Consider the following 21,211-nt stretch of genomic DNA (forward strand, 5'->3'; position numbering starts at 1 on the left):
CCCCCGCCGACCCGCTCGGGCGCGCACGCCTCGGCGGCCCTCCGCCCGACCGTGCGGTGGGGCGCACGTCTTGGCGGTCCTCCGGCGGAGCGTGCCCCCCGGGGAGCCCGTTCGCCGCGGCTCAGATCAGCTGCTGCTTGCTGGCGGCGTAGACCGCCTCGGCGCGGCTGGACACCCCGAGCTTGCGCAGGATGTTGCCGACGTGGAACTTCGCGGTGGTCTCGCTGACGAACAGCTTGCGGCCGATCTCGCGGTTGGACATGCCGCGGGCGAGCAGGCTGAGCACCTCCTGCTCGCGCGGCGACAGCTCCTGTGTGGGTTCGGGGGCGGGGCGCTGCATGCCGCGCACCATGGCGGCGGCGCTGCGCGCGTCGAACGCCGACTCGCCCCGGCTCACGTCGTGGATCGCCCGCATGAGCGCGTCGGTGTCGACGTCCTTGACGACGTAGCCCTTGGCGCCCGCCCGCACCGCCTCGAGCACCAGCGCCTCGTCGAGGAAGGTGGTGAGCACCAGCACGGCGACCTGCGGGTGCCGCTCGGCGATCTCGCGCGCGAGGTCGAGGCCCTCGGTGTCGCTCGAGGTCGACAGCTTCAGGTCGAGCAGGACCACGTCGGGCTCGGTGCGGTCGAGCACCGTGACGCACTCGCCGCGCGAGGACGCCTCGGCCACGACGGCGATGTGGTCGTCGCGCTCGAGGATGGAGCGCAGCCCCTGCCGCACGATCGCGTGGTCGTCGACGAGCATCACCCGGATCGTCTCGCCCTCGGGGTGCCGGCGCGTGGTGCTGGTCGGGGTCATCTCGCCTCCGCGGTGATCGTGGGGGTGGTGGGGGTCTCGGGCACGGGCAGCGGCAGGTGCAGCACGACCCGGATGCCGCCGAGCCGGGCTCGGCGGAACGCGAGCGAGCCGCCGAGCGCAGCCATCCGGTCGGCCATGTTGACCAGGCCGCGGTGCCGGCCGTCGCCGACGTCCTTGCGCTCCAGCCGCAGCATCCGGCGCAGCTCGGTGGGGTCGCCTCGGCCGTCGTCGGCGACCGAGACGGTGAGCGCCTCGGGGCGGTATCGCAGCCGCACGACCACCTTCGACGCGCGTGCGTGGGCGGCGACGTTGAACAGCGCCTCGCCGACCGACCGAGCCAGCTCGTGGCGTACGCCCTCGCCGACGTCGGTGACCCGGCCCTCGGCGACCACGCGGATGTGCAGGTGCGACCGGTGGTTCGCGGCGACCTGGTTGATCAGCTCCTCGAGCGACGTGGCGACGCCGGAGTGCTCCTGGGCGAGGGCGTAGATCGCCGACCGCAGCTGCTGCACGGCGGTCTGGGTGAGCGTCTTGGCCTCGGTCAGCTGGTCGGCGAGCGCGGTGAGCTCGCGGGCGGCCGCCTCGCCCCGGGCGAGCTCGAGCGCCATGCCGGCGGACAGGACGTACTGCGTGACGCTGTCGTGCAGCTCGCGGGCGATCCGGTGCCGCTCGTCGTCGACCAGCTCCCGCTGCAGCGCGACCGCCAGGCGCTGCTCGGAGCGCTGCAGCTGCTCGGTGCGCACCGCGAGGTCGCGCGCCTGCGCCTGCGCCTCGCGCTTGAGCCGCTGCGCGCGCCGGTGCAGCGTGACGCCCGCCTGGTACTGCTCGCTGGTGTGCAGCGACACCGCCGCCTGGTTGGCGAGGATGCGCAGCACCGCGAGGTCCTCGGGCTCCGGCTCGTGGGTGAGCCCGTGGCGGGTCGACAGCGCCCCGACCTGGCGGCCCTCCAGGTGCATCGCGACCCGCACCCACCCGTCGTCGCGGGCGGTGGGCGCGGCATAGCCCGAGCGCACCGCAGCCAGCTCCAGCCGTACGCCCTCGGGCAGCTCGTCCGCGTCGCTGCGCGTCTCGCCGTCGGGCCCGACCGCGACGAAGCGGGGGCGTGCGCCCTGCAGGTGCCCGTCGGAGAGGGCGAGCACGGCCCACTCGGCGTGCACGTGGCCGGCCGCGGCCCGCGCGACCTCCTCGAGCAGGCCGCGCGGCCCCTCGACCGTGCGCACCACCGCCCGCGAGATGCGGTCCATCGCCCGCACGGTCTGCTGCATCCGCTCGGTCGAGCGGACGAAGGCGGGGTAGTAGGAGTTCTTGCCCGAGCGCACCCCGGTGAGCCGGGACAGGTCGTGCGCGAGGTCGGGTCCGGCGGCCGGGTCGGTCACAGCGCGGCCCGGAAGATGCGTTCGATGTCGGCGGCGTCGGACGCGCGCGGGTTGGTGGTGAGGCACGCGTCGTCGAGCGAGTTGCGGGACAGCACCGCCAGGTGGCTCTCGTCGAGACCCAGCTCGCGCAGCGACCGCGGCACCCCGACCTGGTCGGCGAGGATGCGCACTCGCTCGGCCAGCGCGTCGGCCACGACGTCGGAGGGGACGCCGTCGGTCTTGATCCCGAATCGCGTTGCCACGTCGACGAATCGGGACGGGTCGGTCTCGGCGTTGTAGCGGATCACGTGCGGCAGCAGGATCCCGTTGATGACGCCGTGCGGGGCGTCGAGGAGCCCGCCGACCTGGTGGCTCATCGCGTGGGTGGCCCCGAGGATCGCGTTGGTGAACGCCAGGCCGGCGTCGAGGCTCGCCTGCGCCATGCCGCTGCGGGCCTCGACGTCGTCGGGGTCGGACATGGTCTGCACGAGGTGGCGGTCGACCAGGCCGATCGCGTTGAGCGCGTGCACGTCGGCCAGCGGGTTGTGCGCGCGCGAGACGAACGCCTCGATGCCGTGGGTCAGCGCGTCGAGGCCGGTCGCGGCGCCGAGCCACTCCGGCATCGTCATGAGCAGCCGCGGGTCGGTGAGCGAGATGTCGGGCACCAGCGCCCGGCCCATGATCGTGACCTTCACGTGGCGCGTGGTGTCGGTGACGATGCAGAACTGGCTGACGTCGGCGCCGGTGCCGGAGGTCGTCGGGATCATCAGCATCGGCGGGATCCGCTCGGCCACCTGGTCGACGCCGCGGTAGTCCAGGATCGACCCGCCGTTGCCCGCGAGGATCGCGACGCCCTTGGCGGCGTCCATCACCGAGCCACCGCCGATGCCGACGACGACGTCGCAGCCGCGCTCGGCGTACGTCGTCCAGGCCGCGGCGACCTCGACCTCCTTGGGGTTGGGGGTCACCTCGGTCACCAGCACCGGCTCGAGGTGGGCGGCGCGCAGGTGCCCCAGCAGCAGGTCGGCCCAGCCGGCCTCGACGATGCCGGGGTCGGTGACCACGAGCGGGCGGCGGGCCCCGAGCCGCCGCGCGGCGTAGCCGGCCTCGGCGAGCGCGCCCGGACCGAACACGATCTCGGGGGCCTGGAACTTCACCAGGGGCGAGGGCGCCGGGCCGCTGTCGGCCGCGGGGCGCAGCACTCGCGCGTCGGTCATCGACTGCCTCCACACCGTCGGCCGGGGAGTCCCGGGCGGCTGATCGCTCAACTGTAGATCGCCCGTGCGGGTGGTGAGCCGGTATTGAGCCTGCCCGTCCGGGTAGTGCGTCCGCGGCGCCGAGGGCCGATGATCGGGAGGGACCGGACCTCAGCGGACAAGGACCGCCATGCCCCCACGCCCCGAGACCGATCCCGGCATGCGTGCCCAGATCAGCGCCTCCTGGCACCGCTCCGCCGCCCACGGCGTGCAGGTCGAGCTGGCCGAGGCCCCCATCACGCTGCCCGACGACCAGCTGCGCGCCGCCCGCGACCTGCACCCGCTCGCGCGCGTGCTGCCGCTGCTGGAGGACGTGCTCGGCCCCGCGGTGCGCGGCTGCGACGCCGTGCTCGCGGTCGGCGACGCCGACGGGCAGCTGCTGTGGGTCACTGGCTCCTCGGCCGCGATGGGTCGGGCCGAGCGCATCGGGTTCGTGCCGGGCAGCAACTGGGACGAGCGGGTCACCGGCACCAACGCGCCCGGCACCGCGCTCGCGCTCGGCGAGACCGTCTCGGTCGACCAGCGGGAGCACTTCCGCGAGTCGGTGCGCGGCTGGAGCTGCGTGGCCACCCCGATCCACGACCCGCGCACCAGCCAGGTGCTCGGCGTCCTCGACGTCACCGGCGGCGGCTCGCTGATCGTGCCGCAGACCGTGGCGATGATCCGGGCGGCGGCCCGGATGGCCGAGTCCGAGCTGGCCGGCGCCGCCCCCGCCGCGCTGACCCCGCAGGTGCGCACCGGCAGCGTGCAGCTGGAGGCGCTGGGTCGCGACGAGGCGATCCTGCGCGGCGTCGATGGCCGCGCGGTGCGGCTGGGGGCGCGCCACAGCGAGATCGTCGTGCTGCTCGCCGCGCACCCCGAGGGCCTCACCGGCGAGGAGCTGGCGACCCTGGTCTATCCCGACGACGTGCGCCCCGCGACCGTGCGCGCCGAGCTCAACCGGCTCCGCGCGGTGCTCGGGGAGGACATGGTGGGCTCGCGGCCCTACCGCCTGCTGCCGAGCGTCTCCGCGGACTGGTACGCCGTCGCCGCCCTGCTCAGCGCCGGCGACGTCGAGGGCGCGCTGCGGGCCTACCGCGGGCGGCTGCTGCTGCGCTCGCAGTCGCCCGGGGTCGCCGACCTCGCCGACGAGCTGGAGTGGTCGCTGCGCGCGGCCGTGCTCGCCAGCGGCCGCGCCGACCTCATGGCGGCCTGGACCCGCACGGCCGCGGGCGCCGACGACCTCGAGGCCTGGCAGGCGCAGGCCGCGGCGCTGCCCGCGCGCTCCCCGTTGCACCCGATGGTCGCGGCGCAGGTGGCCCGGCTCGACGCCGCGCTGCGGGCGCCCTGACCGCCCGCCCGGCCACGGACGTACGGGCACCTGGCCGGCCGGGCAGGGCGTGCCTGCCGTGCTGGCGGAGGCGCCCGGTCGCCCGCCCGCTCTAGCGTCGCGAGCACGGCGGCCCGCCGGGTCGCACCGAGCGAAGGAGCGGTCATGGGCCGTTATGTCATCGAGCGCGGGCTCCCCGGCGCGGGGCAGCTGAGCGACGAGCAGATCCACGACATCAGCGCCAAGTCCAACGAGGTGCTGTCGGGCATGCAGGGCATCTCGTGGGTGGAGAGCTACGTCACCGACGACAAGATCTACTGCGTCTACGACGCCGAGGACCCCGACCAGATCCGCGAGCACGCGCAGCGCGGCGGCTTCCCGGCCGACGCGATCAGCGAGGTACGCCGCACGATCGACCCGAGCACCGGCGCCTGACCCCCGTGGGCCCGCCGGCGCGGCCGGGTCGGACAGGGAGTGAGACCCATCCGCTCGGGCAGTTGCGACGGAGTCGCACCTGGGTGTTGCATGCCGATTAATCGATGCGATCGACCGGCTCCCCGCGCGACCGGCCCCAGGAGGCCCCCATGCACGTCCCCGACGGATTCCTCGACGTGCCGACGTCGGTCGCGACCGGCGTCGTCGCCGTCGGCGCGGTGGGCCTGGCGCTGCGCAAGGCCGCGCCCGAGATCAAGGAGTCCGGCCCCGCGCTGCCCGGCCTGGTCGCCGCCTTCGTCTTCGCCACCCAGATGGTCAACTTCCCGGTCGGCGCCGGCACCAGCGGCCACCTGATGGGCGGGGCGCTGGCCGCCGCGCTGGTCGGGCCGTGGACCGCCGTGCTCGTCATGACCGTGGTGCTGCTGATCCAGGGCGTGCTGTTCGCCGACGGCGGCCTCACCGCGCTCGGCACCAACGTCTCGGTGCTCGGCGCGGTCACCGTGCTCGCCGGATATCTCGTCATGGCGGCGCTGCTGCGCGTGCTCCCGAAGACCCGCGGGTCGGTCGTCGCGGCCAGCAGCATCGGCGCGCTGGTGTCGGTGCCCGCGGCCGCGCTGGTCTTCACCGGCCTGTACGCCCTCGGCGGCACCGTCGACATCCCGACCGGCCGGGTGGCCGCGGCCATGGTCGGCTGGCACACCCTCATCGGCATCGGCGAGGCGCTCATCACCGGCGCGGTCGTGAGCGCCGTGCTCACCACCCGCCCCGACCTGGTCTACGTCGCCCGCCACCTGCGCCGCGACCTGCAGCTGGTCGACGCGCAGGGCAACAGCCGGACCGTCGCCGCCGACGAGGTGGGCGCTCGTCCCGCCACCCGCGTCGGACGTACGCCCGTGCTGGCCTTCCTCGCCGCGAGCCTGGTCGTCGCGGGGACGGTGAGCTACTTCGCCAGCGCCAACCCGGACGGGCTGGAGACCGTCGCCGAGAAGTTCGGCTTCACCAGCCAGGACCACGCGCTGGTCGACAGCCCGACGGCCGACTACGGCATCGCCGGCATCGACAACGCGTTCCTGTCCGGTGGGCTCGCCGGCATCCTCGGGGTGCTCGTCACGGTGCTCGTCGGCGCCGGGATCGCCTGGGTGGTGCGCCGCGGTGCCCGCCGCGACGACGACCGTGCGCCCGCCGGCACCCACGACGACACCCCGGTCGGCAGCCGCTGACATGGCCGCCACCACCAGCCCCGCCCTCGTCCCCGCCACCGCCGGGGTCGACGGCCTGCTGGTGCGGCGGGAGAGCCCGGTGCACGCGCTCCCCGCGCAGGTCAAGCTCGTCGCCCTGCTCGCCTTCGTCGTCGTGGTCGTCGCCACCCCGGCGTCGGCGTGGCCCGCCTTTCTGGTCTACGCCGCGCTGCTCGTCGGCGTGGTGAGCCTGGCCCGGCTGCCGTTCGCGATGGTCGCCCGGCGGATGCTCGTCGAGACGCCGTTCGTCGTGTTCGCCCTGCTCATGCCGTTCGTCGCGACCGGCCCGCGGGTCGACGTGCTCGGCCTGGCGGTGTCGCGCTCGGGGCTCGAGGGCGGCGCGCTGCTGCTCACCCGGGGCACGCTCGGTGTCGTCGCCGCGATCGTGCTGGCCGCCACCACCGCGCCGCGCGAGCTGCTCGTCGGCCTCGGCCGGCTGCGGCTGCCCGCGGTGCTCGTGGGCATCCTCGGCTTCGCGATCCGCTACCTGTCGATCGCGCGCGAGGACCTCGCCCGGGCCGAGGTGGCCCGGCTCGCCCGGGGCGGACGCGCGGGCCGCGGCGCCCGGCTCCGTTCGCTCGCCTCGGTCGCGGGATCGACCTTCGTGCGGACGTACGAACGGGGCGAGCGGGTGCACCGCGCGATGCTCGCCCGCGGACTCGACGGTCCGGTGCCAGCGCTGGCGGGGGCGGCACCGGCCCGTCGGGACTGGGCGCTCGCGCTGGCCCTGCCGGCCGCCGCGCTGCTGACGCTCGCCGTCGCGCTGGTGGCCCGGTGACCGATCTCGACCGGGGCCCCGCCGACGCGGGCCCGGGCCCCGCGCCCGCGCTCGAGGTCGAGCAGCTGGCCTTCGCCTACCCCGACGGCCGGCAGGCGCTGTTCGGCGTCGACCTGCGGGTCGAGCCCGGCGAGCGGGTCGCGCTGCTCGGGCCCAACGGCGCCGGCAAGACCACCCTCGTGCTGCACCTCGCCGGCATCCTCGGTGCGGTCGCGGGCGGCACCGGCGCCGGGGCGATCACGGTCGGCGGGGTGCGCCTCGCCCGCGACACGCTGAGCGAGGTGCGCCGCCGGGTCGGCCTGGTCTTCCAGGACCCCGACGACCAGCTGTTCATGCCGACCGTCGGCGACGACGTCGCGTTCGGGCCGGCCAACCACGGCGTCACCGGCGACGCGCTGCGCGAGCGGGTCGAGCGGGCGCTGGAGCTGGTCGGGATGAGCGGCTTCGAGGACCGCGCGCCCTATCACCTGTCGTTCGGTCAGCGGCGGCGCGTGGCGCTCGCGACGGTGCTCGCGATGGACCCCGAGGTGCTCGTGCTCGACGAGCCGTCGAGCAACCTCGACCCGGCCGCGCGGCGCGAGCTGGCCGAGATCCTGCACCGGCTCCCGGTGGCCGTGCTCATGGTCACCCACGACCTGCCGTACGCCCTCGAGCTGTGCTCGCGCTCGGCCCTGATGAGCCAGGGACGGGTCGTCGCCGACCGGCCGACGCGCGACCTGCTCGCCGACGAGGAGCTGCTGCACGCGCACCGCCTGGAGCTGCCGTACGGCTTCCGGCTGGTGTGATCCCGCCCGGCACCTGCCGGGCCCAGCGGCTCAGACGTCTTCGGCGTCGGTGGTCGACGGGTCCCACTTGGTGATGTGGGCGGCCTCCCAGCCGCGCTGCTTGATCGCCTCGCGCGAGCGGGTGCGCACGGTCGGGGTGAGCCGCTCGACGAACAGCTTGCCGTCGAGGTGGTCGGTCTCGTGCTGCAGCGCGCGGGCGAGCAGCCCGGTGCCCTCGATCACCAGCTCGTTGCCGTCGAGGTCGGTGCCGGTGACGCGCGCCCAGTCGGCGCGGGCGGTGGGGAAGTGCTCGCCGGGGATCGACAGGCACCCCTCGCCGCCCTCCTCGCGCGGGACCTCGCCCGGCGGCACGACGCCCTTCTCGAGCACCGGGTTGAGGATCACGCCGCGGTGGTTCACCGTCTCGTCCTCGTCGTCGGGCACGTCGAACACGAACAGCCGCAGGCGAACTCCGACCTGGTTGGCCGCGAGACCCACACCGTTGGCCGCCTCCATGGTGTCGAACATGTCCTCGACCAGCGTCCGGATCTCGTCGGTCACCTCGCGCACCTTCTTGGTGGGCTGGTGCAGGGCCTTGTGGCCGATGACGGTGATGGGGCGGACAGCCATGGTGCGGTGATCTTTCGGTGGTGCGAGCGGGGATTCGCCGGTCGGCGACCGGGCTCCGACCCTATCTGCGGCGGTGCGCGCGCCCGACGGGCAGTGCCCTCAGTCCCACCAGCCGGCGTTGCGCCGCGGCACCTGCTCGTAGGGCGAGGCGTCCTCGTGGCTGACCTCCCAGCCGGGGGCGTCGTCGGCGGGGTCGGTCGCCTCGAGCGGCCCGGCGGCGGTCCGTCGCGCGGGCGCGGTCCCTGGCCGGTCGCGACGGGGCCGGCGCACCCAGCGCCGCCCGAACGACGAGCGGTCGGTCGGGGCGAGATAGCTGCCGAGTCGTTGGACGGGTACGTCGGTGTCGTGCGGGTCGCGCCGGTCGCCGCGCCGGTCGGCGGGGTCGGCCTCGTCGGCGGGTTCGCGCTCCTCGTCCGGGTCGCGCGGGTCGTCGCCGTCGTCGGGCCCGTCGCCGTCGGGGTCGTCGCCCGACCGGTCCGGGCCGCCGGGACCACCGGGACCACCGGGCAGGTCCGGGTCGTCGGGGTCGGTGCCGCCGGCGTACGGGCCGTTCGTGCCGCCACCGGGCCAGGCGTCGGCCGGGTCGGAGCTGCCGAAGATCTCCTGGCAGATGGTGCGGTAGGTCTCGTCGGGGTCACGGACGTAGGTGATCTCGTGCAGCGCCTGCTCCTGGCCGGCGCTCTCCAGCGTGAAGGTGCCGAAGCCGAGCAGCCGGGCGGGGACGCTGCGCGAGTAGGACATGTCGGTGACCTTCGACAGCGGCATCATCGCGACCTTCTTGGTGACGACGCCGTAGAGCAGCAGCAGCCGCTTGTTGGTGGCGATGAACCAGCTGACGTGCCACTCGACCAGCGACCACGCGGCGCGGGCGAGGAGCGCGAACCACAGCCACCACGCGACGTCCGACAGCACGCCCAGGCCGGCCGGCATCCACGCGCTGATCAGGAGCACCGCGACGAACCCGACGAGGGCGGTGACGACCGGCTCGACCTTGGCGGCCCAGTGCTCCTGCATGGCCACGCGCATCTGCTCCCCGGGGAGCAGATAGGGCTCCAGGCGAGCGACCGCCCGTGGGTCGAACTCGGCCACGGTCGGGCCTAGGAGCCCATCAGGTTGCCGAAGAACTGGCCGATGTTGCGCACGCCCTGGGCGAGGATGTCCCACAGGTTGCGGACCGTGTCGGCGGACTTGTCCGGCGACGTGATGACGGCATACACGAGGAAGGCCGCGATCACCCACGGCACGAACTGCCGAACTCTGGCCATGACGTCCCTCTGACTGGTCGATTCCGCCGCCCGCGGCGCATGCTGCCGCGCACGAATCGTCTCGATGGTGCCACAGCTGGGGCTGCTGTGACGGGTGTGACTCGCCGGGAGAGGTCCCCCAAACAACTGTTTGACAGTTGCCGACCGCCCGCGGATACTCCCCAACATGTCTTGGGAGGATGAGGCCTTGCAGCGGCTGAGGGCCACCGCCCACCCGGTGCGGCTGCGCATCATGTCGCTGCTCACCGGCGCCGAGCTGTCTGCGGCCGAGGTGGCGCGCGAGCTCGACCTGACCCAGGCCAACGCGAGCTATCACCTGCGGAGGCTGTCCGATGCGGGCAAGGTCGAGGTGGTCGGCACGCAGAACGTGCGGGGCGGGAAGGCGAAGAAGTACCGCTACACCGAGTTCCGCGGCTCCGACGACGGCCCGCAGCCGTGGCGCGGCGCGGAGTCCTCGCCCGGCTCGCTGCAGGCGATCCTCGAGGCGGTCGGCGTCGAGCTGCAGCGCCGAGCCGCCCAGCACGGGCACCACCCCGCGGTGCAGACCCAGCAGGTCTTCGCCGACCTGGAGACCTGGCTGCCGCCCGAGGTCTGGGCACAGGTCGTCGACCACGTCGAGCAGGCGAGCCGGCTCGCCCACGCCGCGGCCCTCCCGCCGCGCACCGAGGGGGCTGTCCCGGTGTCGATCGTCGCGAGCCTGTTCACCATGCCCGGCGAGGCTGCTCGCACGGAGCGGTCGTGAAGCTCTCCGACTCCTGGGAAGCCTTGCGCGACAAGGACTTCCGCTGGTTCTTCATCGCGCGCACGGTCTCCCGCACCGGCTCGTCGATGGCACCCGTCGCGCTGGCCTTCGCGGTGCTCGAGGTCGAGCAGAAGGCGGTGGCGCTCGGTCTCGTGATGGCGGCGCGCACGACCGCGACGATCGTCTTCCTGCTGGTCGGCGGGGTCGTCTCCGACCGGTTCTCCCGGCGGGTCGTGCTGCAGGTGTCGCACGTGCTGACCGCGCTGACCCAGGGGGCCGTCGCCTGGCTGGTCATCACCGGCAACGCCACCGTCGCCTCGATCGTGGCCATCGAGGCGATCAACGGCGCGGTCACCGCCTTCACCATGCCGGCCATGCAGGGCCTGGTCCCGCAGCTGGTGCCCAACCGGCTGCTGCAGCAGGCCAACGCGCTGATGTCGTTCGCGATGCAGGGCACCACGGTCATCGGCCCGGCGCTCGCCGGGCTGATCGTCGCCGGCCCCGGAGCAGGCTGGGCGCTCGCGGTGGACGCGATGACGTACGCCATCGCCGTCCTGGCCCTCGCCCGCGTCACGATCCCCCCGGTCGCGCGGGCGACGACGAGCATGCTGCACGACCTGCGCGAGGGGTGGAGCGAGTTCACCTCCCGGCAGTGGCTGTGGGTCATCGTGCTCGCGTTCGGCTTCCTCAACGCGATCCATGTCGGTGCCTGGGTGGTGCTCGGTCCGTTCATCGCGACGCGGCACCCGGACCTGCTGGGCGAGCGCGGCTGGGGCCTGGTGCTGTCGGCTGAGGCGGTCGGCGCCGTGCTCATGACCGTGGTGCTCATGCGTGGCCAGCTGCGGCACCCGTTGCGCGCCGGGATGCTCGGCGTGTGCCTGGTGGTGCCTGCGCTGGTCATGCTGGGAGTCGCGCCCTCGGTCTGGCTGCTGCTGCCGGTCGCCTTCGCCGCCGGGATGGGCATGGAGGTCTTCGGCACCGGCTGGAACGTCGCGCTCATGGAGAACGTCCCGCAGCGGGCACTGTCGCGCGTGGCGTCCTACGACGCGCTCGGCTCGTTCGTCGCGATGCCGGTGGGCGCCACGGTCTTCGGCTGGCTGGCCGCCGTGGCCGACCCGCGGTGGCTCGCGGTGATCAGCGGCGTGGCCTACCTGCTGATCAGCCTGGCGGCGCTCGCCGTGCCGAGCGTGTGGCGGCTCGGCCGTCGGCTGCCGGAACCTGCCGAGAGGGCGGCGGCGCCGGGCGTCTGACCTACTGGACGGCCACGCCGTACAGCCGGTCGCCGGCGTCGCCGAGGCCCGGCACGATGTAGCCGTTGTCGTCGAGCCGCTCGTCGATCGCCCCGGTCACGAGGGTGAACGGCACGTCCAGGTCGGCGAGCTCGCGCTCGACCGCCGCGATGCCCTCCGGCGCGCACAGCAGAGTGATCGCGGTGATGTCGTCGGCGCCGCGATCGACCAGGTAGCGCACCGACATCGCGAGCGTGCCTCCCGTGGCGAGCATCGGGTCGAGCACGTAGCACTGCCGTCCGGACAGGTCGTCGGGCAGCCGGTTGGCGTAGGTCACGGCCTCCAGCGTCTCCTCGTCGCGCGCCATGCCGAGGAAGCCGACCTCGGCGCTCGGCAGCAGCCGCACCATGCCCTCGAGCATGCCGAGACCGGCGCGCAGGATCGGCACGATCAGTGGCTTGGGCGTCGACAGCTTGATGCCCTCGGCCAGCGCGACCGGCGTCTGGATGGTGAACGGCTCGACCCGCACCTCGCGCGTCGCCTCGTACGCCAGCAGCGTCATGAGCTCCTCGGTGAGCCGCCGGAAGGTCGGCGAGTCGGTCTCCTGCGCCCGCAGATAGGTGAGCTTGTGGGCGATGAGCGGGTGGTCGGCCACGATGACGCGCATGGGCCAGACTCTAGCCGTGAGCGACCTGCTGCCCGGCGCCCTCGCCGACCGCTACGCGGCCTGGATGACGGATGCCCTCGCCGAGGCGCGCGCGGCCCTCACCACCGGCGACGTGCCGGTCGGTGCGGTGGTGGTCGACGCCGACGGCGAGGTGGTCGGGGCGGGCCGCAACCGGCGTACGGCCGACGGCGACCCGCTCGCCCACGCCGAGGTGCTGGCGCTGCGGGCGGCGGCCGAGCGCCGCGGCGGCTGGCGGCTCGACGACTGCACGCTCGTGGTCACCCTGGAGCCGTGCGCGATGTGCGCCGGCGCGGTGGCCCAGGCGCGGCTGCAGCGGGTCGTGCTCGGGGCCTGGGACGCCAAGGCCGGGGCTGCCGGCAGCCGGTGGGATCTGTTGCGCGACACCAGAGCTCCGCACTGGGTCGAGGTCGTCGGGGGCGTACGCCAGCAGGAGTGCGCCGCCCTGCTCACCGACTTCTTCCGCGCCCGCCGCCCCTGACCCACGCCCCCGCCCCGACGTACCCCCAACCCGGCATGAAACCGGGTTACGGCCGTTTGACCCTCATGCATTGAGGTCAAACGAACGAAACCCGGTTTCATGTGCAGGGGGGTTGTCCCACGGTGTGACCCAGATCTCGAAGAATGCTTGACCGCGTCCAGGCGCGGTCCTACCGTTCCGGTATTCGCAAGATATATTCCGCCAGACGGAATATATCTGACGCGAGGAGCCAGGACCGGCCGCGCCCCGCGGCCTGCAGGAGAGCAAGGAGTTCCCCATGGCCACCGACGTCCGCACCAGACCGGTCCACCCGGTCGACGAGGTGCTCCCTGCGCCCAAGCTCGCGATCTACGGCTTCCAGCACGTGCTCGCGTTCTACGCCGGCGCGGTGATCGTGCCGATCCTGCTGGCCAACGCGATCGGGCTCAACACCCAGCAGCTGATCCACCTGATCAACGCCGACCTGCTCACCTGCGGCATCGCCTCGATCATCCAGTCGGTCGGTTTCTGGAAGGTCGGCGTGCGGCTGCCGCTGCTGCAGGGCGTGACCTTCACCGCCGTCTCGCCGATGATCGCGATCGGCCTCGCGGCCGGCGGGGGCACCGACGGTCTGCTCGTGATCTACGGCGCGGTCATCGTCGCCGGCCTCGCGACGTTCTTCGCCGCGCCCTACTTCAGCAAGCTGATCCGCTTCTTCCCGCCGGTGGTCACCGGCTCGGTCATCACCATCATCGGCATCGCGCTGCTGCCGGTCGCCGCGGGCGACGCGGTCGGCGGAGCCGGTGACTCGGCCGACCCCTCGAGCGGCAAGAACATGGCGTACGCCCTCGGCACCTTGTTCCTGATCGTCCTGATCCAGCGGGTGTTCAAGGGCTTCATGGCCACCGTCGCGGTGCTCATCGGACTGGTCAGCGGCACCGCGATCGCCTGGCTGCTCGGCGACGCGAAGTTCGACGCGATCGCCACCTCCGACTGGCTGGGCGTCACGACCCCGTTCTACTTCGGCTGGCCGAAGTTCTCCTTCGCGGCGATCGTCTCGATGCTCGTCGTCATGCTCATCACCGCGGTCGAGACCACCGGCGACGTGTTCGCCACCGGCGAGATCGTCAAGAAGCGGGTGGGCCGCGAGGACGTCGCCCGCGCGCTGCGGGCCGACGGGCTGTCGACCACCATCGGCGGCGTCCTGAACTCCTTCCCCTACACCTGTTTCGCCGAGAACGTCGGCCTCGTGCGGCTGACCCGCGTCAAGAGCCGCTGGGTGGTCGCCTCGGCGGGCGTCTTCATGATCGTGCTGGGTCTGATCCCCAAGGCGGGAGCGCTCGTCGCCGGCATCCCCTACCCGGTGCTGGGGGGCGCGGCGCTCGCGATGTTCGCCACGGTCGCCGTCGTCGGCTTCCAGACCCTGTCGCGCGTCGACTTCCACGACCACCGCAACGTCGTCATCGTCGCGACCGCGGTCGGCCTGGCCATCTACGTCACGGTGCAGCCGGGCGTGGCGCAGGCGGTGCCCGACTGGGCCGAGATCCTGTTCGGATCGGGCATCACGCTGGGCAGCCTGACCGCGATCGTCCTCAACTTCGTCTTCCACCACATCGGCAAGGACATCGGTCCGGCCGTCGCGGGCGAGCCGGGCAACCTGATCCGCCTCGACCAGGTCAACCAGATGGAGCGTGAGGAGTTCGTCGCGACCTTCGGCGGGCTGTTCCAGGGGCCCGACTGGGTGGTCGAGCGGGCGTACGACCAGCGCCCGTTCCGCGACACCGGTGACCTGCGGCACGCGTTCCAGGAGGCGCTGTTCGCCGCCGACCCCGCGGAGCAGAACGAGCTGATCGCGGCCTACCCCGACCTCGGCGGACGCCAGGTGCAGGAGGGTGCGAGCGGGCCCGACTCGGCGCAGGAGCAGAGCGTGCACGGCCTGACCTACCTGCCCGAGGAGGAACAGCTGGAGGTCGACCGGCTGACCGACGCCTACCGCGCGCGGTTCGACATGCCGCTGATCACCTGCGTGCGTGACGTGCAGGACGTCAAGGCGCTGGTCGCGCAGGGCTACGAGCGCCTCGACAACGCCCCGGTGCAGGAGCGCCAGACCGCCCTCATCGAGATCGCCAAGATCGCCGGCCACCGCTTCGACGTGCTGGTCGCCGACGCCAACCCGATCCACACCGCGCGGGCCCGGTGAACCCCGTGACCGCGACGCAGCAGGAGCGCATGATGGACAGCATGCAGGCCACCGTGAACGGCCAGGACGCGGACCTCTCCGGGGTCACGTCGCACACCAACGCCCTCGACTGGCTCCGGGGCCAGGGCCTCACCGGGTGCAAGGAGGGGTGCGCCGAGGGCGAGTGCGGCACCTGCGCCGTCATGGTCGCCCGGCCCGACGGCGACGGCGGCACCCTCTGGACCTCGATCAACGCCTGCCTCATCCCGGCGGCCACGCTCGACGGCCAGGAGGTCGTCACCTCCGAGGGCCTCGACCGCGACGGCCAGCTGCACCCGGTGCAGGTCGAGATGGCCCAGCGCGGCGGGTCCCAGTGCGGTTACTGCACACCGGGATTCGTCTGCAGCATGGCCGCGGAGTTCTACCGCCCCGGCCGGGCCGAGAGCGAAGACCACGGCACGGGCGACCACGAGCACGGGCCCAACGGGTTCGACCTGCACGCCCTGTCGGGCAACCTGTGCCGCTGCACCGGATACCGACCGATCCGCGACGCGGCGTACGCCCTCGGCAGCCCCGCCGACGACGACGCCCTGGCCGCGCGCGCCGGCTCGCCCGCGCCGGCCCCGGTCGCCACCCGGCTGGCCGGACCGGACGGCGAGTTCGTACGTCCGACAAGCCTTTCCGAGTGTCTCGACGTGCTCGCGGAGCGCGAGGACGCGCTGCTGGTCGCGGGGTCGACCGACTGGGGCGTCGACGCCAACCTCAAGGCGACGCGGGTGCCGCTGCTGGTCGCGGTCGACCGGCTCGAGGAGCTGCGCCGCGTCGAGGAGACCGACGAGGCGTGGACGCTCGGCGCCGCGCTGACCCTGAGCGAGATCGAGCGGGCGCTCGGCGGCCGAATCCCGTTGCTGGCGCAGATGTTTCCGCAGTTCGCCTCTCGGCTCATCCGCAACGGCGCGACGATCGGCGGCAACCTCGGCACCGGTTCGCCGATCGGCGACACCCCGCCGGCGCTGCTCGCCCTGGACGCCGCACTGGTGCTCGCCTCGCGCGAGGGGGAGCGCGAGGTGCCGCTGGCCGAGTACTTCACCGGATACCGCACCCACGTGCGCCGCAAGGACGAGCTGATCAAGGAGATCCGCATCCCCAAGCCGCTCGCCGGCACCACCGCGTTCCACAAGATCGCGAAGCGCCGGTTCGACGACATCTCTTCTGTCGCGGTCGGTTTCGCGCTCGACATCGACGGCGGTGTGGTGCGCCGGGCCCGCATCGGGCTGGGTGGCGTCGCGGCGACGCCGCTGCGGGCGCGGGACACCGAACGCGCCCTCGAGGGGCGGCCGTGGACCCGCGAGACCGTGGTCAACGCGGCCAAGGTGATGGCCGCCGAAGGAACCCCGATGGACGACCACCGGGCGTCGTCGCGCTACCGCGCGGCGATGCTCGGCACGGCGCTGCGCAAGCTCTATGCCGACGCCCCGTCCAGAGAAGAGGAATCAGCATGAGCTCCCTCTCCCAGCGACCCGACAACCCCGTCGTCGGCGTCGAGCTGCCGCACGAGGCCGCGTCCCTGCACGTGACCGGCGCGGCCCTCTACACCGACGACCTGGTCGACCGCACGCCCGGCGCGCTGCACGCGTGGCCGGTGCAGTCGACGCAGGCGCACGCCCGCATCACCCGGCTCGACGTCGAGCCGGCACGCTCGGCGCCCGGCGTGGTGCGGGTGCTGACCGCCGAGGACGTGCCCGGCGTCAACGACGCCGGCGTGAAGCACGACGAGCCGCTGTTCCCCAGCGAGGTCATGTTCTTCGGCCACGCGATCTGCTGGGTGCTGGCCGAGACCCTCGAGGCGGCCCGCCAGGCCGCGGCGCTGGTCGAGGTCGACTACGAGCCGCTGCCCGCGCTGATCGACGTCAAGGAGGCCATCGACGCCGAGAGCTTCCAGGGCGGCCGGCCCAAGATGGAGCGCGGCGACGTCGACGCCGGCATCGAGCGGGCCGGCCACGTCTTCAGCGGCGAGTTCCAGTTCTCCGGGCAGGAGCACTTCTACCTCGAGACGCACGCCGCGCTCGCGCTGGTCGACGAGAACGGCCAGATCTTCGTGCAGAGCAGCACCCAGCACCCCAGCGAGACGCAGGAGATCGTCGCGCACGTGCTGGGCCTCGCCAGCCACGAGGTGACCGTGCAGTGCCTGCGCATGGGCGGCGGCTTCGGCGGCAAGGAGATGCAGCCGCACGGGTTCGCGGCCATCGCGGCCCTCGGCTCGACGCTGACCGGTCGCCCGGTCCGGTTGCGGCTCAACCGAACTCTCGACATGACCATGTCGGGCAAGCGGCACGGCTTCCACGCCGAGTGGCGGGTCGGCTTCGACGACGAGGGCCGCCTGCAGGCGCTCGACGCGACGCTCACCGCCGACGGCGGCTGGAGCCTCGACCTGTCCGAGCCGGTGCTCGCCCGGGCGCTGTGTCACATCGACAACGCCTACTGGATCCCCGACGTGCGGGTGAACGGACGCATCGCCCAGACCCACAAGACCAGCCAGACCGCGTTCCGCGGGTTCGGCGGGCCGCAGGGCATGCTCGTCATCGAGGACATCCTCGGCCGCTGCGCGCCGATGCTCGGCATCGACGCCGAGACCCTGCGCCGGCGCAACTTCTACGCCGAGGGCCAGCCCACGCCGTACGGCCAGCCGGTGCAGCAGGCCGACCGGCTGCGCCGCACCTGGGACCAGGTGAAGGAGACCGGCGAGTGGACCGCGCGAGTCGCCGAGATCGAGGCGTTCAACGCCGAGCACGACGACGTCAAGCGCGGGCTGGCCATCACGCCGGTGAAGTTCGGGATCTCGTTCAACCTCACCGCCTTCAACCAGGCCGGGGCGCTGGTGCACGTCTACAAGGACGGCTCGGTGCTCATCAACCACGGCGGCACCGAGATGGGCCAGGGGCTGCACACCAAGATGCTGCAGGTCGCGGCCACCTCGCTCGGGGTGCCGCTGCAGACCGTGCGGCTCGCCCCCACCCGCACCGACAAGGTGCCCAACACCTCTGCCACTGCTGCGAGCTCGGGCGCCGACCTCAACGGCGGTGCGGTGAAGAACGCCTGCGAGCAGATCCGCGAGCGGCTCGCCCAGGTCGCCGCCCAGGAGCTCGGCGTGAGCGCCGCCGACATGCGCTTCGACGACGGGCGGGTCTTCGCGATCGGTCAGGAGGACAAGGCCGTCGAGTGGGCCGAGATCGTGCGCCGCGCCTACTTCCAGCGGGTGCAGCTGTGGGCCGCGGGGTTCTACCGCACCGAGGGGCTGCACTGGGACAGCACCGTCATGCAGGGCTCGCCGTTCAAGTACTTCGCGTACGGCTGCGCCGCCACCGAGGTCGAGGTCGACGGGTTCACCGGCGCCTACCGCACCCGCCGCGTCGACATCGTCCACGACGTCGGCGACAGCCTCTCGCCGCTGGTCGACATCGGGCAGGTGGAGGGCGGATTCGTCCAGGGCGCAGGGTGGCTCACGCTCGAGGACCTGCGCTGGGACGAGAGCGACCGACCCACCAGGGGGCGGCTGCTCACCCAGGCCGCGTCGACGTACAAGCTGCCGAGCTTCTCGGAGATGCCCGAGGTCTTCAACGTCGCGCTGCTCGAGCACGCGCACGAGGAAGGCGCCGTCTACGGGTCCAAGGCCGTCGGCGAGCCGCCGCTGATGCTGGCGTTCTCGGTGCGCGAGGCGCTGCGCCAGGCGTGCGCGGCGTTCGGGCCGGCCGGCACCAGCGTCGACCTCGCCTCGCCCGCGACGCCCGAGGCGGTCTTCTGGGCGCTCAGCGAGGCGCGCGAGGGCGGCCACCAGGCGCACCTGCAGCTCGACGACGGCGCGGTCTCCGACGTGCCCGAGCAGCGCCCGGCCGGCGCCACCGGCGCCCAGCCCGAGTCCGAGGCGGTGCTGGAGTCGTCCGGCACCCCGGCGCAGGTGTGACCGTGGACTGGCACCAGGCGATCGGCCGGTTGCGCGAGCAGCGCGAACCGGCGGTGCTCGTGACGCTGTCGGAGGTGCGCGGCCACGCGCCGCGGCACGCCGGCGCGAAGATGGTGGTCTCGCTCGACCGGGTCTGGGACACCATCGGCGGCGGCAACCTCGAGGCCACGGCGGTCGAGCGGGCGCGCGCGATGCTGCGCGACGGCGCCACCGCACCCACCTCGATCTCGTTGCGGCTCAACGACAAGGCGCCCGCGGAGCACGGGCAGCAGTGCTGCGGCGGGGAGGTGACGATCCTGCTCGACCCGCTGCCGGTCGTGCCGGCCGTCGCGATCTTCGGGATGGGCCACGTGGGGTGGGAGCTCGCTCGCGTGCTCGACCGCCACCAGCTCGACCTGCACCTCATCGACTCCCGCGCGGGACAGCTGACCGACGCCCAGCTCACCGTGCTCGACGGGCCGGCTCACGTGCACGCCCACCACGCCCCGGTGCCCGAGCTGGTGCTCGGCCAGGTGCCCGCCGGCACCCACGTGCTGATCATGACCCACGACCACGGCGAGGACGCTGCGCTCTGCGACTCCGCGCTGCGCCACCCGCACCTGGGGTCGGTCGGCCTGATCGGCTCCAGCGCCAAGTGGCAGCGCTTCCGCAAGCGGCTGCTCGCCGAGGGGCACACCGCGGCCGACCTCGAGCGGATCACCACGCCCATCGGGCTGCCCGGTCTCGCCGGCAATGAGCCCGCGGTCATCGCGGTGTCGGTCGCGGCGGCCGTGCTGCAGCAGGTGCAGGCCGAGCAGGCCCGCGAGGTGGAGGTCCGATGACCGTCTACCGAGGGTTCGTCGCCGACACGCCCGACGACCCGTTCACCGGTGCCCCGCTGCGCGCCGAGACCGACGCCGCGCTGCTCGTGCGCGACGGGGTGATCGTCGAACGCGGCTCTGCCGCAACGGTTCTCGCCGACAACGCCGACGAAGACGTCGTCGACCTCGAGGGCGGCGTGCTCATCCCGGGGATGGTCGACACCCACGTCCACCTGCCCCAGGTGCGCGCCATCGGCGGCCTCGGCATGCCGCTGCTCGACTGGCTCGAGCACCGCGCGCTCCCCGAGGAGGCGCGGCTCGCCGACGACGCCTACGCCAAGGGCGTCGCGACCGACTTCCTCGACGGGCTCGCGCGCGCCGGCACCACCAGCGCGCTGGTCTTCGGGGCGCACTTCTCCGGCGCGGTCGACGAGCTGTTCGCCCAGGCCGACGCGAGCGGGCTGCGCATCACCTCGGGCCTCGTGGTGTCCGACCGGATGCTGCGCGACGACCTGCACACGACGCCCGAGCGGGCGTACGCCGAGTCGGTCGAGCTGGCCCGCCGCTGGCACGGCCACGGCCGGCTGCGCTACGCCGTAACGCCACGCTTCGCCCTCTCGACCACGCGCGAGATGCTCGACGCCTGCGAGCAGGTGGTGCGCGACGTCGACGGGGTCTGGTTCACCTCGCACCTCAACGAGAACCCCCGCGAGATCGAGACGGTCAACGAGCTGTTCGGCCCGGGCTACGACGACTACCTCGACTGCTACGACCAGCACGGTCTGCTGGGGGAGCGCTCGGTGCTCGCGCACGACGTGCACCCGACCGACCGCGAGCTGCAGCGGCTGGCCGCCACCGGCACCGTGATCAGCCACTGCCCGACGAGCAACGCCTCGCTCGGCAGCGGCCTGTTCCCGATGCGTCGCCACCTCGACGCCGGCGTACGTCTGGCGCTGGGTTCGGACGTGTGCGCCGGCACCGGATTCTCGCTGCTCAAGGAGGGCCTGCAGGCCTACTTCGCCCAGCAGCTGCTCGCCGGGGTGGGGGTGCCGCTGACCGCTGCGCACCTGCTCTGGCTCGCCACCCGCGCCGGCGCGCTCGGGCTGGGGCTCGGCGACGAGGTGGGCGACCTGTCGGTCGGCAAGGCCTTCGACGCGGTCTGGGTGCGGCCCGCCGAGGGGAGCACCCTCGCCGTCAACCTGCAGCACGCCGTCGACGAACCCGACGCGGTCGCAAGGCTTTTCGCGCTCGGCACCCCGGGCGACGTCGCGCAGGTCTGGGTGGCGGGTTCGCCACTGCTGTGACGTGACCGCCCGCTCGCGGGCC

At 73.3% G+C, this 21,211-nt stretch carries 20 protein-coding genes; 13 read left to right on the forward strand and 7 right to left on the reverse strand.

The annotated features are described in order from the left end of the window. Nucleotides 1-121: 121 nt before the first annotated feature. Genes FB554_RS16485 through FB554_RS16495 form a run of 3 tightly spaced genes read right to left on the reverse strand, consistent with a single transcriptional unit; the run spans nucleotide 122 to nucleotide 3,371 of the window. A complete protein-coding gene (locus tag FB554_RS16485; RefSeq protein ID WP_142007763.1) occupies nucleotides 122-799 on the reverse strand; it encodes a MadR family response regulator transcription factor in 678 nt (225 codons plus the stop codon). Further along, the gene (locus FB554_RS16490) at nucleotides 796-2,175 is read right to left on the reverse strand and encodes a MadS family sensor histidine kinase (protein ID WP_236022183.1); all 1,380 of its coding nucleotides are present in this window, start codon (nucleotides 2,173-2,175) and stop codon (nucleotides 796-798) included. Before FB554_RS16490 ends, FB554_RS16485 begins: the two co-directional genes overlap by 4 nt. Further along, a complete protein-coding gene (locus FB554_RS16495) occupies nucleotides 2,172-3,371 on the reverse strand; it encodes an iron-containing alcohol dehydrogenase (protein ID WP_142007764.1) in 1,200 nt (399 codons plus the stop codon). Before FB554_RS16495 ends, FB554_RS16490 begins: the two co-directional genes overlap by 4 nt. A 169-nt stretch (nucleotides 3,372-3,540) precedes the next feature. On the opposite strand from FB554_RS16495, the gene FB554_RS16500 reads away from it, so the two are divergent. The 5 genes from FB554_RS16500 to FB554_RS16520 all read left to right on the forward strand — a co-directional run bounded on the left by FB554_RS16500 (nucleotide 3,541) and on the right by FB554_RS16520 (nucleotide 7,955). Next, a complete protein-coding gene (locus FB554_RS16500) occupies nucleotides 3,541-4,740 on the forward strand; it encodes a GAF domain-containing protein (protein WP_142007765.1) in 1,200 nt (399 codons plus the stop codon). A 144-nt stretch (nucleotides 4,741-4,884) separates the two neighbouring features. Next, nucleotides 4,885-5,154, forward strand: coding sequence for a DUF4242 domain-containing protein (locus FB554_RS16505; protein WP_142007766.1), 270 nt, complete (start codon nucleotides 4,885-4,887; stop codon nucleotides 5,152-5,154). Nucleotides 5,155-5,303: 149 nt separating this feature from the next. Next, nucleotides 5,304-6,374 carry an energy-coupling factor ABC transporter permease gene (locus tag FB554_RS16510; RefSeq protein WP_142007767.1) on the forward strand — a complete coding sequence of 357 codons (1,071 nt, stop codon included), beginning with the start codon at nucleotides 5,304-5,306 and terminating at the stop codon, nucleotides 6,372-6,374. Nucleotide 6,375: 1 nt separating this feature from the next. Further along, nucleotides 6,376-7,170: a cobalt ECF transporter T component CbiQ gene (gene cbiQ / locus FB554_RS16515; protein ID WP_142007768.1), complete on the forward strand. Its 795-nt coding sequence runs from the start codon at nucleotides 6,376-6,378 to the stop codon at nucleotides 7,168-7,170. After that, a complete protein-coding gene (locus FB554_RS16520) occupies nucleotides 7,167-7,955 on the forward strand; it encodes an energy-coupling factor ABC transporter ATP-binding protein (protein ID WP_142007769.1) in 789 nt (262 codons plus the stop codon). Before cbiQ ends, FB554_RS16520 begins: the two co-directional genes overlap by 4 nt. 30 nt (nucleotides 7,956-7,985) lie before the next feature. On the opposite strand, the gene def is transcribed toward FB554_RS16520, so the two are convergent. The 3 genes from def to FB554_RS17275 form a co-directional block, all read right to left on the reverse strand. Then, nucleotides 7,986-8,564 (reverse strand): peptide deformylase, encoded by a 579-nt coding sequence (gene def, locus FB554_RS16525; RefSeq protein ID WP_142007770.1) that lies wholly within the window; start codon nucleotides 8,562-8,564, stop codon nucleotides 7,986-7,988. 99 nt (nucleotides 8,565-8,663) lie between these two features. Then, nucleotides 8,664-9,653 carry a PH domain-containing protein gene (locus FB554_RS16530; protein WP_142007771.1) on the reverse strand — a complete coding sequence of 330 codons (990 nt, stop codon included), beginning with the start codon at nucleotides 9,651-9,653 and terminating at the stop codon, nucleotides 8,664-8,666. An 8-nt stretch (nucleotides 9,654-9,661) separates the two neighbouring features. Further along, entirely contained in the window at nucleotides 9,662-9,829 is a 168-nt protein-coding gene (locus FB554_RS17275; protein WP_170206952.1) for a hypothetical protein, read from the reverse strand. 166 nt (nucleotides 9,830-9,995) lie between these two features. Between FB554_RS17275 and FB554_RS16535 the strand changes: the two genes are divergently transcribed. Then, nucleotides 9,996-10,571, forward strand: a complete 576-nt coding sequence (locus tag FB554_RS16535; protein WP_142007772.1) for an ArsR/SmtB family transcription factor — start codon at nucleotides 9,996-9,998, stop codon at nucleotides 10,569-10,571. Next, on the forward strand, nucleotides 10,568-11,821 hold the full coding sequence (locus FB554_RS16540) for an MFS transporter (RefSeq protein WP_142007773.1): 1,254 nt from the start codon (nucleotides 10,568-10,570) through the stop codon (nucleotides 11,819-11,821). Before FB554_RS16535 ends, FB554_RS16540 begins: the two co-directional genes overlap by 4 nt. Before the next feature lies 1 nt (nucleotide 11,822). On the opposite strand, the gene upp is transcribed toward FB554_RS16540, so the two are convergent. After that, the gene (gene upp / locus FB554_RS16545; RefSeq protein WP_142007774.1) at nucleotides 11,823-12,467 is read right to left on the reverse strand and encodes a uracil phosphoribosyltransferase; all 645 of its coding nucleotides are present in this window, start codon (nucleotides 12,465-12,467) and stop codon (nucleotides 11,823-11,825) included. A 64-nt stretch (nucleotides 12,468-12,531) separates the two neighbouring features. Here upp and tadA point away from each other — a divergent pair, with 64 nt between their 5' ends. From tadA to guaD, 6 genes are all read left to right on the forward strand, one after another. Further along, the gene (tadA, locus tag FB554_RS16550) at nucleotides 12,532-12,966 is read left to right on the forward strand and encodes a tRNA adenosine(34) deaminase TadA (protein ID WP_236022419.1); all 435 of its coding nucleotides are present in this window, start codon (nucleotides 12,532-12,534) and stop codon (nucleotides 12,964-12,966) included. 277 nt (nucleotides 12,967-13,243) lie between these two features. Continuing rightward, nucleotides 13,244-15,145, forward strand: a complete 1,902-nt coding sequence (gene uraD / locus FB554_RS16555; RefSeq protein WP_142007776.1) for a 2-oxo-4-hydroxy-4-carboxy-5-ureidoimidazoline decarboxylase — start codon at nucleotides 13,244-13,246, stop codon at nucleotides 15,143-15,145. Nucleotides 15,146-15,177: 32 nt separating this feature from the next. Further along, a complete protein-coding gene (locus FB554_RS16560) occupies nucleotides 15,178-16,626 on the forward strand; it encodes a xanthine dehydrogenase small subunit (RefSeq protein WP_142007859.1) in 1,449 nt (482 codons plus the stop codon). After that, the gene (gene xdhB, locus FB554_RS16565) at nucleotides 16,623-19,085 is read left to right on the forward strand and encodes a xanthine dehydrogenase molybdopterin binding subunit (protein ID WP_142007777.1); all 2,463 of its coding nucleotides are present in this window, start codon (nucleotides 16,623-16,625) and stop codon (nucleotides 19,083-19,085) included. Before FB554_RS16560 ends, xdhB begins: the two co-directional genes overlap by 4 nt. 2 nt (nucleotides 19,086-19,087) lie before the next feature. After that, entirely contained in the window at nucleotides 19,088-19,906 is an 819-nt protein-coding gene (xdhC, locus tag FB554_RS16570) for a xanthine dehydrogenase accessory protein XdhC (protein ID WP_142007778.1), read from the forward strand. Beyond that, complete coding sequence (gene guaD / locus FB554_RS16575; RefSeq protein WP_142007779.1) at nucleotides 19,903-21,189, forward strand: guanine deaminase; 1,287 nt, start codon at nucleotides 19,903-19,905, stop codon at nucleotides 21,187-21,189. Before xdhC ends, guaD begins: the two co-directional genes overlap by 4 nt. Nucleotides 21,190-21,211: the final 22 nt, after the last annotated feature.

It is taken from the genome of Barrientosiimonas humi (assembly GCF_006716095.1).
Taxonomy (GTDB): domain Bacteria; phylum Actinomycetota; class Actinomycetes; order Actinomycetales; family Dermatophilaceae; genus Barrientosiimonas; species Barrientosiimonas humi.